Raw genomic sequence first — 14860 nt, 5'->3', positions numbered from 1 at the left:
GCTACGGCCTTAAGCTCTCTCAAATGAAGTCGCTTCGCGACACTATTTAATCCCCTCACCCTTGATCCCTCTCCCCCACGCTGCGCGCGGTGGAGAGGGGAAGCCGGTGAGCTCAATTAAATACCTGGGGAGTTACTGAAAGTTTTAAAATTTACAAGTTGGGTGCAGGTAATATTTGGGAGCCTGAGCAGATTAAAACATTTGTAAAAAAAGAAATCCAAAGCGAAAACCCTCTGCTTTTATTTTTCAAATCCTTTGAGCCCAATGGACCCTCGTCAATATATAATATTGTTCAGAGTGCTAAGTATTTAATTGTTATTCACAAATTTCTTTATCAGTTTCGATTTTTGTCAAATTTTGCGCTTCTTAGCTAGTTGTTGTGTAGCTGCAGAAAGATCTAAATTCGAATTGCATAGTGGTGGCGAGGCCAATGGAGCTTGCGGGAAAAATCGAGATGGATTTTTAGCCCCATTTTGTGAGGTTTGAACAGGTGAGGTTGCTATAGTAGCGTGAAGATTAAGTCTACTTGTTTCTAAGGGGATAAGTTTATTGATTATTGGATAAGATGGTAAATTTATTTGTTCTTTTAACGCAGATAACCTATAAGTTGTTGAATCCGCTAGCGGCGCCATTGTATAAGTCGGTTTATCCGTTTGATGAAACGAGCATGCAGGAAAATAATATTCCGAATTGTCAAATGACTGATCATTAATATGCAATGCATCTTTTTGTGCGAATATTGTAGGAAGCTCTGATGTGATTCCTTCATCATAATTTGTAGAGTAGTTAGTGTAGTTTACTTCCTCATTGTTAACTGAGGGGAAGTGCAAAGTAGCTGGCAAGGCCAAGTTTATTGGTGATAAGAACGATAAGTTATTCGTTAGTACATTTGGATAATTTACTATCAGGTTAGGAAGTGTTGAATAAGAGGATGTTGTGTTTTGATGCTCTAGGTCTGTAATCAAACTTTGAGAGTGGCTAGTTGGATCCAGATGAGAAACGAAAGGTGCGTTCATTATAAAATTGGGTAAATACCCTTGTGCTTCCTCACCTTGAAAATTGGATAAAGAAGAATTTGTTTCTGCTACATCACTGCCTAAATCGTTATCATTTTCTAGGATTGATGCCGACAAAGGAGCGAGTTGATTTAAAAAAGAACTTTCACTTGCAGGCGTGCCCAATTCAGATCCAGTTATATTTCTTTTTCGTATCTCCTTATCATAGCTTTCATTATAGGCTTGAATATAATCCTTGGATTTAGTGGCATTTGTTGTAAAATCTGTCTTTGTACAGCCTTTCTTTGCGGCCGCTGCCCCCGCACATTTCCCACGATGTTTGTCTTTCTTTTCCTCTTGGGTCACCTCTTTCCCTGTTGTTTTCTTACCCTTGCTAAAAATAGACTTAACGGTTTGATTGTAGAATTTTTTTTGTTCTTCTTCGTTATCTATATTATCTAAAAAAGTAAGAGTGATTAATCCGTCTAATCTATTTGTCTTTATTCTACCTTTTAACAAAGGTTCTTTTTTTATCTTATTATTCAGAGTTCGTAGAAAACTTTTGATATTCTGATTACCAATAGAAAAAGTCATCTTATTACCAGAAATTTTGGGGTCAACAGGTAAAACTGTATAATCTATAAGGTCATAAGATCTTTTTTGGATCAGTTTTTCTCTAAGAGGGAAGGAACTTAACATGATTTATCTTCCGAGAGTTATTTAGACTAATATTCTTAATTTTAAACTAATTGCCTTAATTAAATATTAAATGCTAAACAAATTTTATAAAACCTTAGGACGTTATTATCATTTTTTTCTAAAATTGAAATAGTAATGGAGTAGGGGAAAATAGTCAGAGCGAAATGTTAAGTCGGTAGTGTTTAAAAAAACTCAGAATAAAGATCTAGTAGTGTTTCTACGCCTTTATTCTGAGTTAATACAAAAAATCGATTTATTATAACGAAGCTACAGCGTGACGGATTAGATAAATTATCTCCTGCCTTTTCCAAACGCTCAAGCAGACTACGATTGTCTGTAGCGATAGCATGGCGGATTGTTAATTCACGGAGGCCTGCCAGCATTTTTGTAATCACTTCTACTTTTGTAGTAAATCTCATATTGAACTAATATAAAACTATTTTCCTGTTAGTTTTGATTTAAAGTAACTTTTCATTTCAATGATTGTCACACTTCGTCTGCGAGAAGATATAATCGTTGTAAATTATAATATTAATAGGAGGTGAAAATTATGGTAAGGCAAATTCTCATCGTTTCTATTCTGAGTTTATGTTTCATTATGCTCTTTTTTTATATTTTCCAGCGACACCTAATTTATTTCCCCACACATCAAACGCTGAATTTACAAGATTATCATGCAACGGATATGGTGTTGGTGTCATTATACACAAAAGATAATTTAGTATTAACCTCATGGTATAAACCAGCGCTACATAATCAACCAACTGTACTTTTTTTGCATGGCAATGCAGGACATATTGGATATCGTATGCCTTTAGCACGTCAATTCATTAATGCAGGATTTGGTATTTTTTTATTAGAATATCGTGGTTATGGAGAAAATAGAGGCTCACCTACAGAAGAGGGGTTATATGAAGATGCTCGCACGGCATTACGATTTTTATATGAAAACGAAGTGGCATTGAACCAAATTATTTTATACGGAGAGTCATTGGGCACAGGTATTGCGACAAAGCTTGCAGCTGAAAATACTGTTTGTGCTGTAATTTTGCAATCACCTTTTACCTCCTTGGCTAGCTTATCTCGTTATCATTACCCATGGCTCATCATAAAACCCTGGGATCAATTTGATTCACTTAAGCGTATAAAACAAATCCATGCTCCATTGTTAGTATTACATGGCAAACGTGATCAAGTGGTACCCTTTGATGAAGGATTAACTCTTTTTAATCAAGCAAATGAGCCTAAAAAAATGCTAGTATTTGATGATAAAAATCATAACGACTTATGGGATTCACCTGATTTTTATAAAGAAATCTTTCATTTTATTCGGATGCACTGTCTTAATAAGTAATGAATTGCGGTACTAAGGAGGCATCATGATTCTTTCCACAACTTGGATGCGCCAAATTAGGGATTTTTCTAGCAGCTTGCTATTTTCCAATACAAAAACTTGAAAAAATATGTCCTAACAAATCATCGGAACTAAACTCACCAGTTATTTCACAAAGCACCTGATGAGCTAAACGTAAATCTTCGGCTAATAATTCACCGGCACGATGCTCAGCAAGTTGTTGTTGGCCAGTTGTTAATAATTGCATCGCATCATCTAAAGCTTGCAAATGACGACGACGAGCAAGAAATTGACCCTCAGTGGGTTGATAACCTACTACATCTTTAATTATTTGCTTTAAACCAGCAACTCCCTCACCTGATTTTGCAGAAAGATAAACCATTTGACCCTGTACTTTAGCGTTATAAGCAACGGTATCAATTTTATTAAAAACCGTAATGATAGGCACTGCTGGCGGCAATGCTGCCTGAATCTCTTGTGTCAATAAATGGTGATGCTCTGGATCATTAATATCTACCACCAATAAAACGCAATCGGCTTTTTTTAATTCTTGCCAAGCACGTTTAATTCCTTCTTTTTCAACAATGTCATCGGATTCGCGTAACCCTGCGGTATCAATGATGTGTAAGGGAATATCATCTAAAAGAATATGTTCACGCATCACATCACGGGTGGTTCCTGCAATTTCAGTAACAATTGCAATGTCACGCCCTGCCAAGTTATTGATTAAGGTTGATTTTCCGGCATTAGGTCTTCCAGCGATCACTAAAGATAAACCTTCACGAAGTATGACTCCCTGATTCGTTTGAGAACGAATAACTTCCAGATTGGTTAAAATAGTTTGCAATAAGTTTCCTATTTTACCATCATTAAGAAAATCAATTTCCTCTTCAGGAAAATCAATCGCAGCCTCAACGTATAAGCGTAAATAAATTAATTGTTCATTTAATTCATTGATTTTATGTGAAAATTCACCTTGTAAGGATTTTAAAGCCATGCGAGCTGCCGTTTCTGAACTGGCATGAATCAAATCAGCAATCGCCTCTGCTTGAGTGAGGTCGATTTTATCGTTTAAAAAAGCGCGCTCGGAAAACTCTCCTGGTCGCGCTAAACGTGCTCCAGCGTGTATACAAGCCTTTACCAACAAGTCTAAAACTACGGGGGAACCATGTGCTTGCAATTCAATAACATCTTCGCCTGTAAATGAATACGGAGCATTAAAATACAGCATCAAACCTTGATCAATTAAAGTTTCAGCATAAAAAGAACAAAAAGAGGCTAATCTTGGTTGTAATTCTTTATTACCATTAATAGTCATGGCAATTGCGTAGGATTTTGGTCCAGATAATCGAACGATACCAACCCCACCACGTCCTGGTGGAGTTGCTATAGCGACTATGGTTTCACGAGACATTTACTTTGCTGCAGTAACAAGTTTCTTTTTCACTGGCTTTTCATCAGAGTACTTGCGGGTAATGTACCATTGTTGAAGTATGGACAAAGTATTATTCACAATCCAGTACAGTACTAAACCTGCTGGAAAATTCCAGAATAATCCAGTAAAAAGAATGGGTAAAAACATCATCACTTTAGCCTGCATTGGATCGGGTGGCGCAGGGTTTAACTTCTGCTGAATTAACATGGTGGCACCCATAATCAGTGGCAGAACATGGTAAGAATCTGCTGAAGCCAAGTCGTTAATCCATAAAATAAATGGCGCCTGTCGTAATTCAACACTTTCTAATAATACCCAGTATAAAGCAATGAATACAGGAATTTGGATAAGAATTGGCAAGCATCCCCCTAAAGGATTTACTTTTTCTTGTTTGTACAATTCCATTGTTGCTTGACTTATCTTCGCTTTATCATCGCCATAACGTTCACGTAAGGCTTGTAATTTAGGTTGCAATTTACGCATGCCAGCCATTGATTTATAGCTAGTAGCAGATAAACGGTAAAAAGCTAATTTAATCAATACAGTAACTAAAACAATAGACCAACCCCAATTACCGATAACATTATAAATGGCCTTCATTAAAGAAAACAATAAAGAAGAAACAAACCATAACACACCATAATCCACAGTTAAATCTAAAGATGGGGCAATATTTTTCAAAACGCTGGTGATTTCTGGGCCTATATAAAGTTGCGCACCAATGTTTTTTTGCTCGTTGGGTTGCAAACTAATTGGCTGGCTTACTGCACCAATAACAAAATCATTATTAAAGGCACGAGTGTAAAACTTATTGTTGGCATTGACATCGGGAATCCAGGCACTTAGGAAATAATGCTGCTGCATGGCAATCCAACCGCCCTTGCTGTCAACATCAAGATTGTTTTTGGCCATATCACCAAAGCTGACTTTTTGATAGCGGTGTTTACCAGGCTCAGAGTATGAAGCACCAGTATATGAACCTACATGAAAAACACTGGACTTATCTTCTTTAGGTGAACTACGTAATAGCTGGGTATTCATATACCCTTTCCATTCATTGCTGCCTTGGTTTACGATTTTGTAATTGACTTCAATCAAGTAACTGCCTTTAGTAAAGATGAATTCTTTAGTAACCGCTAAACCTTCTTCGTTTTTACCGTTTAGGGTAACTATTAATTTATCTTGATTTGGAGTCAGTTCATATTGAGTTTTATCGCTAGTAAATCCGAAATTAAGCTCCTTGCCTTTTTGTCCAGAAGCAACAAAGAGGCTGCTATTAGCTACATAACGTTCATTAGCATTATTTTGTAACAATAAAAAAGATTTATTTTTCTCATCAACGCTTAAAGGATAATCAAGCAACTTACCTGAAACAATATTGCCTTGTTGCAAATCAATTGCTACATCCAAGACATCGGTTTTAACTTCAACTAATGAAGTCGATGTGCTTAAAGGTGAGTTAACGACTGCTGGTTCAGACGCATCATTAGCAGCACCCATTTGTGGTAATAAAGGTTCGCTGACATTTTGTGATGCGCTGGAGTTATCCACAGAAACTTGCTTGGGTGGATAATCTGTTTGCCAAGCATTCCAAAGCGATAAACCAACCAGCGTTAGCGCCATATATAAAACAACACGTCGTATATCCATTAAAGCTTCTCATCGTTAGGGTGTACGGGGTCATAACCACCTTGTGCCCAAGGGTGGCAACGTAATAGTCTTTTAATAGCCATCCATAATCCTTTGGTTATGCCATATTGGGTTATGGCACTTTCCGCATAGTACGAACAACTAGGATAATAGCGACAAGAGGGTTTAAGCAAGGGACCAATCAAATATTGGTATAATTTGATTGGAAAACACGCTATTTGCCGAAGCATGAGGTTAATTTTTCCCATGATTTGCCTAATCTTGTGTTAATTTTTGAGTTTGCTTGCTTTGCGACACCTTGTCTGGCTAAAAAAATCATATCAATGGCAGGTAAATCCCTTTGCCGAAAACCTTCCCTAATAAGCCGTTTAATACGATTTCGATCATGAGCTTTCGCTATCATTTTTTTTGATAATGCCAACCCAAGTCGGGCATAACCTAAATTATTCTCTCGAAAGAGAATAATAAAGTCAGATGTTACAATTTTTTTTGCTTGTTCAAACACATGATTATAATCTTTTTTAGTTCGTAATCGCTGTGTTTTTCTAAAAACAAACACTTAGGCTGTCAAGCGCTTACGACCTTTTGCACGACGACGTTTAATAACTAATCTTCCTGCACGAGTAGCCATACGCTCGCGAAAACCATGATCGCGTTTACGTTTTAAATTACTTGGTTGAAAGGTGCGTTTCATGATGAACCTGTTTATAAATTTATGAGGCTGATAATGATAGAGAACTTTTTATCTACTGTCAATTTCGATGATTGATTATTTTACGAGTAACGCAAAATTTGGTGATCTGTAGCATAGTAAGCAAAATGTAGGAGTGAGTATTTATGCACAGGTGTTAATAAAATATAATTCTTTATTTTAAAATTTTGTTTTTGTTATATAGTAACCATTTTTCTGTGGATATGTTTTTTTAATTATTTAAAATCAATAAGTTACATTAATTTTAATACTGTTTGTAACTGCTGTTTTTGCTTGTGATCTATTTGTTGATTTTTCAATGTCTTGAATTATTCCTATACTTATCTTCACATTATTCGCCTTATTTAATCCTGGTTATTAATAACTTAGTTACATCAATGTGATTTAATAACTGGCAGATGGGTTTATGTTTAATCATAATTATTGGAGAATTTGATTTGAGATGAAATTAAACTTTTTTCATGCACATATTCTTTATATAAATTTTGTTCTAGCTTAAAACTAATAAGTATGCTTGTTATAAAAATAAACCAAGTCATCATTATTGATGACTGTATTAATGATAATCCATATAAAATAATGCCATACCACATAAGGCATAATAGTCCGCCTAGAAAAATTGAAAATAAACGCGCATAATTTTTGTAAGATAATTGCACGCTGGATATTCCTCCAACACAATTAACGAATGCTAATCCCACTACTACATCAATAAAATAATGCGCACCTATTCCAAAAATAGCAACTAAAGTAATTAATGCAAATATTGAGATAAATGCTTTAGTTAAAGAATCTAATAACCACGCATATCTTAATAAAGTAATAGTCCATGCGGTATGCAACGAAGGAATACAATTTCTTGGATAATAAACTGGACAGAAGATAGGTTTGGGTTTTTCTGTAAAAAATGTTTCAGGTAAACTAAAAGGCCAAGTTTGGTTAAATGCATAACGAGAACCACAGGCCGGAACCACATTATAAAGTGCATAGCCTATAATGCCAACTAAAAATAATTCAGTGATAAAACTTATAGGAATTTCATTTTTGGCATTTTCTAATTTTACATAAATGAATAAGGCGGCTATAGGTAGTATCATATAAACCAAATCTATAACCAAAGACATGCCAAGAGGCATAGTTTGAATAAATGTACCGATTACTAAACTTGGATAAAAGCCCAATGCACCATCAACGGCCATTAATAGTTCATCATAAACCAATGGATGGCTACGATTATTTGCAACTAAAAAATATTGAGACAAAGTTATAAATAATGGGAAAGATATATATAAGCAAAAAGCATTAATTAGAAAAGTTCTTTTTTTTAAATTAATGAAAATTTCTTGAATGAAATGTATTAAACCTACCATCCAAAAAATTGACATGGACACTAAATAATAAGAAACATTACTCATCTGCAAAAAGATATAGCTATACAACATCCAAAATACAATAGCTAAATAAATATAAGTTCCCGTTCGTGTGTTTTTTAAGATATAGTGGTAATACAGTCCTAAACTACAAACAATTCCCAAAAAAGAAAAAAAAGTAGACCAATAATAGAGTTTGAAAAGTTCAGCATATTTTATATTATAAAAAGTTATTCCTAGAAGAAGAACGGTTAAACCTATAAGTAGATAATTTACTTTAGATGACATTTGTATTCGTTTGCTCATTTTCCAAAAATAATCATTAACTTGTTTCTGCATGTATAATCCCTAATCGTCTAATGACCACCTTAACCTTCAATTTCTTCTTATATCTCATTATTGAGTGCAAAATTAAGATTATCCATAAAGTGTAGAATAAAATAAGTCTATTTAAATAATATCAAAAATACACAATTATGAATCAGAGGTAATTCAGCCGTTAAACTCATTTTGCATTTATAGAACCAGCACTTAATGAATTTGTTAACAAACTTTATTATTAAAATAATTCTTTATTTAAATATTTATGTTTATTATATAGTAGAAGATTTATGTGGGTATTTTTTAATTTTTATTAATATTCAATTAGTTATATTGGTTTAATCTTGTATATAAGTCACACTTTATATTGTAATCTCTTTGTCAGTAACTTAAATATTAATTTTATCCACTGATTTATATTCATTTTATACTTAGGATTATCACTGGTTTATCCATAACTACTTCACGGCCTCTTCCTCATTAAAATAGAATGATGGAAAAGTGATTGTTAATATGTTAATTTTATTTATTTAAAGATGAAGTTATTGTTTACTGTGCCCTTTAAAGAAGGATCTAACCGATAATTTGATGCTATAATTTCATGGTTAGATATTTTTGATTCACAAAAAACTGAATTACTTTAATTCATTATTTTCTTGTGGATAACTTTGCCTTTATCATCAAGGCTGAGTATAATCGCCTCCTTCGCTTTAGCGAGGCGCAGTAATTTCACTGTAAATTTCATGTTTAATTATCTTGCTGTCCCGGTACTTTCAGTGGCACTATTTATATTGGTGGATAATTAGTTTTTACCTGTTTTTGGGTTTTAATTTTCTTTTACCATTCTTCTTTAGATGGGGAGTTACGTTGTGTCAGCAGCTGTTTGGCAAAAATGTTTAGGCTTGTTGCAGAATGAGTATTCTGCGCAGCAATTTAATACTTGGTTACGTCCATTACAGGTTTATTCTGAAGAGCAACGCTTGGTATTATTAGCGCCTAATCGCTTTGTGGTTGATTGGGTAAAAAAACATTTTTTTGTACGTATCGAAGAATTAATCAAACAATTTGCTGGGGATGAAATTAAGTCCATTTCCATTGAAATTGGGAGTAAGGCTTCTGAGTCTAGTTCATCTGGTTCTTCCACTGCCGTTGCTGGTGAGCGAATAGTTGCTTCCTTAGTTAACGAAGATGAAGTCGCTAGAAATGTACCCAAAAAAACAGTTGATTATAAAAGCAGCCATCTGAATAAAAAATTCTTGTTTGAAAGTTTTGTTGAAGGGAATTCAAACCAATTGGCTCGTGCAGCTTCAATGCAAGTTGCAGAACGTCCTGGAGACGCTTATAACCCGCTGTTTATTTATGGTGGTGTGGGGTTAGGTAAGACCCATTTAATGCATGCTATTGGTAACGAAATTCTTAAAAATAATCCTGAAGCGAAAATATTATATTTGCATTCGGAACGCTTTGTTGCAGACATGGTTAAGGCTTTGCAAACTAATTCAATTAATGAATTTAAACGTTTTTATCGCTCACTTAACGCTTTACTTATTGATGATATTCAATTTTTTGCAGGAAAAGATCGCTCGCAAGAAGAGTTTTTTCATACTTTTAATGCCTTACTTGAAGGGCAGCAACAAATTATTTTAACCAGTGATCGTTATCCCAAAGAAATTGAAGGCATGGAAGAGCGTTTAAAATCTCGTTTTGGCTGGGGATTAACAGTGGCTGTAGAGCCTCCTGAATTAGAGACCCGAGTCGCCATTTTAATTAGTAAGGCAGAGCAATCAAATATTGAATTGCCTTATGAGGTGGCTTTCTTTATTGCGAAGCGTATTCGTTCTAACGTAAGAGAGCTTGAAGGTGCTTTACGTCGCGTTATAGCCAATGCACATTTCACTGGTAAGCCCATCACTATTGAGTTTGTGCATGAGGCATTACGTGATCTTTTGGCTTTACAGGATAAATTAGTGACTATTGAGAATATTCTCAAAACAGTTGCTGAATATTATAAAGTTAAAGTCGCTGATATTTTATCAAAACGTCGTAGCCGCTCGATTGCCAGGCCACGACAGATGGCAATGGCTTTGAGTAAAGAGTTAACCAACCATAGCTTGCCAGAAATTGGCGACCATTTTGGTGGGCGCGATCATACAACAGTGATTCATGCCTGTAGAAAAGTCAAAGAGTTAATTCAGGATGACAGTGATTTTGCTGAGGATTATAAAAATTTAATGCGTATCTTGTCTTCTTAAGGGGTAGATTGTGCTGGAATTTTCAATAAAAAAAGAAGACTTGCTTACACCTCTTTTAACTGTTGCAGGTGCAGTTGATAAAAGGCAATCTTTAGCCATATTGTCTAATTTCTTATTTAAAATAACAGATGGATTGCTATTTATCACAGCTACGGATTTGGAAATTGAAATAGCAGCACATGTTGCCTGCGAATCAAAAGAATTAACCGGTGCGATTACTGTCCCCGCCAAGAAATTTATTGATATTATTCGTTCCTTGGATGAGCAAGCGAATCCTAATTTTATTGTTGATAATGGTATCTTAACTATTAAGCAGGGGCGCAGTACGTTTAAACTTACTACGTTGCCAGCTGAAGGTTATCCTTTGAGTGAAGATGAGTGCAATGAAGTTGAATTAAGTATCCCACGTTTGGTTTTATTGCAATTATTACAATCCACTCATTTTGCTATGTCGCAGCAAGATGTGCGTGTATTTTTAAATGGTTTATTTTTAGATTTTGAACCTAATCAAATCTCTGCAGTTGCTACAGATGGACATCGCATGGCTATTAGTCGGTATCAGTGTACGCATGGCAATGATAAAAAATTATTACTTCCTAAAAAAGGAGTGCAAGAATTACTACGACTTTTAAATAGCATTGATGATGAGAATGTATTATTAGCAGCGGGAAAATCACATGTTAAATTAGTGTGTTCTCAGTTTGTTTTTTTATCAAAGCTAATTGAAGCTCGCTTTCCTCCTTACGCTAAAGCAATTCCTAAAAATCAGGACAAGCAAATTGTTATTGATTGCACCATTTTAAAACGTGCTTTATCACGAATTGTCATTTTAGCTCATGAAAAATCAAAAGCGGTGCTGTTGCATTTACAATCAGGACAATTGACTTTAATTGCTAATAATAACGAACAAGAAGAAGCAATTGAGTCTTTAGTCGCTGAAACTCAAGGTGAAGAATTAAAAATTGGTTTGAATGCTACTTATTTATTGGATGTGCTTTCGCATTTTGGGGAAGGAGAGATCCGTTTGTCTTTATCCACAACTGACAGTAGTATTTTAATTGAAGCGCTTGATGATGATAATTATCAATACATTATCATGCCTATGAAGATATGATTCTCTCTGAATTAAAAATTCATTCCTTACGAAACATAGCTACTGCGCAGATGCGCCTAAACCCAAGATTTAATTTTATCTGTGGAGCAAATGGTAGTGGTAAAACATCTATTCTTGAAGCGTTGTATTTATTAAGTTGTGGTCACTCTTTTCGTTCTCGCGAAATCTCGCCGATTATTACTCATGGTGAGTCGTCATTTACGGTTTTTGCTCGTGGAACTAAAGAGGAGACTATTAGTATTCAAAAATCTCCTTCTGAATTGACGCAAATTAAGTTAAATAATCAATTTTGTTCCACTACCAGTCAATTGGCTTATGCTCTGCCTTGTCAAATCTTTTATTCTGATCTTTTTCAAATTATTGATGCTGGTGCATCAATACGACGTAGCGTATTGGATTGGGGATTGTTTCACGTGAAACCAGAGTATCTTTTCCTATTAAAAACATATAAGAAAGTATTAAAGCAAAGAAATGTTTTACTCAGGCAACGAGCTCCCTACCTACACTTTATTCCGTGGGACAAACAATTAAGTGAATTGGCAGAACAATTGGATCGATTGCGATACGAATACTTTACTGAATGGGCTGATGAATTTACTGAAGTACTGAGTAAGTTAAGTGCTTTGTCGTGCACTTTACATTATCTTAAAGGTTGGGATAGAAAAAAATCAGGTATGAGTTTAGATAAAGTTTTAGCAGAGCATTTTGAAAGTGATTGCCATAAAATGTATACACAATATGGTGCTCATCAGGCAGACATTCAAATTGAAAGCAATGAAAGTAAAGTCAAGCAATATCTTTCACGCGGACAGCAAAAAATTATTTTAATTGCTTTAAAGTTAGCGCAGAGTAATTTGGTAAAACAAGAGTGTCTTTATTTACTCGATGATTTGCCCGCAGAACTTGACGAAGAACATCAAAAAAGAATTATCGATTATCTTGCTCAGATGAAAGGCCAATATATAATTACTGCAAATTCAAATATTGATCATTTACTTCCTTATTGCGAGAATGAAAGCTCATCTCTATTTTATGTGGTAGACGGAGAATTAAGCGATTAGGTTGATACTTAAGTTAAGAGGGAAGAGAATGCATCTCAATGTTCCACGTGAAACATCAAATCAATCTAATAGCGTGACAAGGTAGAAATTTTTCATGATATTCATCATAATTGGAATGAATGTATCAGGTGTGGATAAATTTTTTCCAAAAGAATATGAAGGAAAAAAAGAAATAAAATTATTGGTGAACATTTCTGATAAATGTTTGCAGAAATCAGGCTGAGTTTTTTTTGCTACCGGTACTCGTGACATCCTTTTATTTAATTTTTGATTAGAATATCATTCATTACCCATTCTTCAATCAGTGCAAATTAATTTTTCTTCTCCCATAGTTTTCTGATTTAAATTTTATAGAGAAATGTTGGATTATCTCAAAAAAATTAAAAAATGGTTGCTCGCTTTGAAGCTTTATTCCAACGCTTTCAAATAAGACTCGAACTTGTAAATTGAATTTTGTCTAAAAATTGATTAAAATAGACATTTTAAAAACTAAATTGAAAATTATGCCTCATCCAATATTAGATAAAAAACTTAGTGAAATTCATGGTGTTATGATTCAGTTTCGTGGTGAAAAGAATCCTCTTTCTAGTATAGCAAAGCACTTCAACTGTGATAGCCAAACTATTACTCGCTATATTGATAGACTTGTTACTAATGATGGTCAAAAAATTACCTATGATCAATTGATGTTAATGTCTGTAGCGGATGCTCAAGCTGAATTTTCTAACTATGACAAGCCCTTAATGGATAGTATAGATACTACTAGAGTTATCTTTCCTCAAGAAGTTTTTTCGCGTGAATTCATTCCTAAAATGTTGAATGGGAAACTTTGTTATGTGCATGACTCCAAAGTAGCAACTCATACAAAAGCTCTGTCTTTAAAGCATTATGCCTTTATCAGAACGGTTAAAAATTTAGGGGGTAATCCTATTGATTTTAAGGTAGAACAATTAGATGGAGCCCATTGCATTGTGATGAATGAAAGAGACCTTAAGGAGTGGGAACGATTAAAGCCAAAATATGAGCAAAGGAAGCAAGAAAATAAAGAAAACATAAAAGGTGAGAACCTTGAAGATAGTTTAAACACGCTTCAGCATGATGCTTTAGTTGATCAGCCATCAGTAGATAAGAAGTATGATACCGTGAAAACAGAAAGTGATTGTACAGTATTAAGTGAGGTAAGTGATAAGGAAACGCATTATGACTCCCAACAGCCTACTGTTTCTTCACAAGTATTTCTCCCCAACATGGCGGCTGCACCTTCTAATATAGGAATGACTTATTCAGAGAATACGCAGGATAGTTTTTTCTTTAATCCTTCTCAAAGCCATTCATCCTCTTTAGGGGTGATTAATAATCCTTTGTCTAATGCAGACATTCCTTTTTTAACTTTCGAAGTGAAGAAACAACCTTTAAATAAAGAAGATCTTCCTAAAACATCTACGAATTTTTCGCAATTACATGTTGTTGACTCATCTATTAATAATCCCCAGCGGTTTTTTGGTAATAAAAGAAAGAATGTTGTGGAAAGATGCGACCCAAATTTAGATATCAAAAGACGCGTAAGAAAATGACCGTGTTTCATTTTGAATGATGAGGTAAATGGCTTGTGATAGCACCTTTTAGAAGGTGATAGAGACGGTGCTTTTTAAGATATTAACTAAAAGGCATAACACAAGTACCAATATTTGTGTGGTCTTTGCCCATTTAAAAATTCATGGAGTTTAATACAATGGTTAAAGTATGCAATCACTCATTGCAAGTTATTAAATTTTGACGCAGCTGTATTTGCCAATACCTTACTGGCATAGAGCACATTTTATTTTGTGTCGAATTATTCCCGGAATAAAATAGAGGTAAGGTTTTGGTAATCACCAATAATAGGCCAGCACATATA

At 34.6% G+C, this 14860-nt stretch carries 13 protein-coding genes; 5 read left to right on the top strand and 8 right to left on the bottom strand.

From position 1 onward, the window contains the following. Positions 1-350: 350 nt before the first annotated feature. The gene (locus QM652_RS01645) at positions 351-1694 is read right to left on the bottom strand and encodes a hypothetical protein (protein ID WP_415072411.1); all 1344 of its coding nucleotides are present in this window, start codon (positions 1692-1694) and stop codon (positions 351-353) included. Positions 1695-1876: 182 nt separating this feature from the next. Further along, the gene (locus QM652_RS01640) at positions 1877-2077 is read right to left on the bottom strand and encodes a hypothetical protein (protein ID WP_415072410.1); all 201 of its coding nucleotides are present in this window, start codon (positions 2075-2077) and stop codon (positions 1877-1879) included. 167 nt (positions 2078-2244) lie between these two features. Between QM652_RS01640 and QM652_RS01635 the strand changes: the two genes are divergently transcribed. Next, positions 2245-3048 carry an alpha/beta hydrolase gene (locus QM652_RS01635; protein ID WP_415072409.1) on the top strand — a complete coding sequence of 268 codons (804 nt, stop codon included), beginning with the start codon at positions 2245-2247 and terminating at the stop codon, positions 3046-3048. A gap of 79 nt (positions 3049-3127) precedes the next feature. Here the strand turns inward: QM652_RS01635 and mnmE are convergent, their stop codons facing one another. The 6 genes from mnmE to QM652_RS01605 all read right to left on the bottom strand — a co-directional run bounded on the left by mnmE (position 3128) and on the right by QM652_RS01605 (position 8554). After that, positions 3128-4462, bottom strand: a complete 1335-nt coding sequence (gene mnmE, locus QM652_RS01630) for a tRNA uridine-5-carboxymethylaminomethyl(34) synthesis GTPase MnmE (protein WP_415072408.1) — start codon at positions 4460-4462, stop codon at positions 3128-3130. Continuing rightward, positions 4463-6106 (bottom strand): membrane protein insertase YidC, encoded by a 1644-nt coding sequence (gene yidC, locus QM652_RS01625; protein ID WP_415072413.1) that lies wholly within the window; start codon positions 6104-6106, stop codon positions 4463-4465. Positions 6107-6132: 26 nt separating this feature from the next. Continuing rightward, entirely contained in the window at positions 6133-6381 is a 249-nt protein-coding gene (gene yidD / locus QM652_RS01620) for a membrane protein insertion efficiency factor YidD (protein WP_415072407.1), read from the bottom strand. Continuing rightward, complete coding sequence (gene rnpA, locus QM652_RS01615; protein ID WP_415072406.1) at positions 6348-6692, bottom strand: ribonuclease P protein component; 345 nt, start codon at positions 6690-6692, stop codon at positions 6348-6350. The genes yidD and rnpA overlap by 34 nt, the downstream gene beginning before the upstream one ends. Beyond that, positions 6693-6827: a 50S ribosomal protein L34 gene (rpmH, locus tag QM652_RS01610; protein WP_019232681.1), complete on the bottom strand. Its 135-nt coding sequence runs from the start codon at positions 6825-6827 to the stop codon at positions 6693-6695. A gap of 428 nt (positions 6828-7255) precedes the next feature. Then, entirely contained in the window at positions 7256-8554 is a 1299-nt protein-coding gene (locus QM652_RS01605; RefSeq protein WP_415072405.1) for a phosphatase PAP2 family protein, read from the bottom strand. Positions 8555-9405: 851 nt separating this feature from the next. On the opposite strand from QM652_RS01605, the gene dnaA reads away from it, so the two are divergent. The 4 genes from dnaA (at position 9406) to QM652_RS01585 (ending at position 14537) form a co-directional block, all read left to right on the top strand. Next, positions 9406-10788 (top strand): chromosomal replication initiator protein DnaA, encoded by a 1383-nt coding sequence (gene dnaA, locus QM652_RS01600; protein WP_415072404.1) that lies wholly within the window; start codon positions 9406-9408, stop codon positions 10786-10788. Positions 10789-10798: 10 nt separating this feature from the next. Then, positions 10799-11902 (top strand): DNA polymerase III subunit beta, encoded by a 1104-nt coding sequence (gene dnaN / locus QM652_RS01595; protein WP_415072403.1) that lies wholly within the window; start codon positions 10799-10801, stop codon positions 11900-11902. Next, positions 11899-12963 carry a DNA replication/repair protein RecF gene (gene recF / locus QM652_RS01590; protein ID WP_415072402.1) on the top strand — a complete coding sequence of 355 codons (1065 nt, stop codon included), beginning with the start codon at positions 11899-11901 and terminating at the stop codon, positions 12961-12963. Before dnaN ends, recF begins: the two co-directional genes overlap by 4 nt. Before the next feature lie 503 nt (positions 12964-13466). Next, entirely contained in the window at positions 13467-14537 is a 1071-nt protein-coding gene (locus QM652_RS01585; protein WP_415072401.1) for a hypothetical protein, read from the top strand. Positions 14538-14860 lie beyond the last annotated feature (323 nt).

Source organism: Legionella sp., from assembly GCF_047605385.1.
GTDB lineage: Bacteria > Pseudomonadota > Gammaproteobacteria > Legionellales > Legionellaceae > Legionella.
Note: the sequence above shows the minus strand (reverse complement) of the source record. Positions and strands in the feature narration are given on the sequence as shown.

Excerpts from the sequence above, each read along its gene's own strand:
- QM652_RS01605 (WP_415072405.1), bottom strand. The coding sequence starts at position 8,554 with ATGCAGAAACAAGTTAATGATTATTTTTGGAAAATGAGCAAACGAATA.
- QM652_RS01640 (WP_415072410.1), bottom strand. The coding sequence starts at position 2,077 with ATGCTGGCAGGCCTCCGTGAATTAACAATCCGCCATGCTATCGCTACA.
- QM652_RS01585 (WP_415072401.1), top strand. The coding sequence starts at position 13,467 with ATGCCTCATCCAATATTAGATAAAAAACTTAGTGAAATTCATGGTGTT.
- yidD (WP_415072407.1), bottom strand. The coding sequence starts at position 6,381 with ATGGGAAAAATTAACCTCATGCTTCGGCAAATAGCGTGTTTTCCAATC.
- mnmE (WP_415072408.1), bottom strand. The coding sequence starts at position 4,462 with ATGTCTCGTGAAACCATAGTCGCTATAGCAACTCCACCAGGACGTGGT.
- rpmH (WP_019232681.1), bottom strand. The coding sequence starts at position 6,827 with ATGAAACGCACCTTTCAACCAAGTAATTTAAAACGTAAACGCGATCAT.
- recF (WP_415072402.1), top strand. The coding sequence starts at position 11,899 with ATGATTCTCTCTGAATTAAAAATTCATTCCTTACGAAACATAGCTACT.
- yidC (WP_415072413.1), bottom strand. The coding sequence starts at position 6,106 with ATGGCGCTAACGCTGGTTGGTTTATCGCTTTGGAATGCTTGGCAAACA.
- QM652_RS01635 (WP_415072409.1), top strand. The coding sequence starts at position 2,245 with ATGGTAAGGCAAATTCTCATCGTTTCTATTCTGAGTTTATGTTTCATT.
- QM652_RS01645 (WP_415072411.1), bottom strand. The coding sequence starts at position 1,694 with ATGTTAAGTTCCTTCCCTCTTAGAGAAAAACTGATCCAAAAAAGATCT.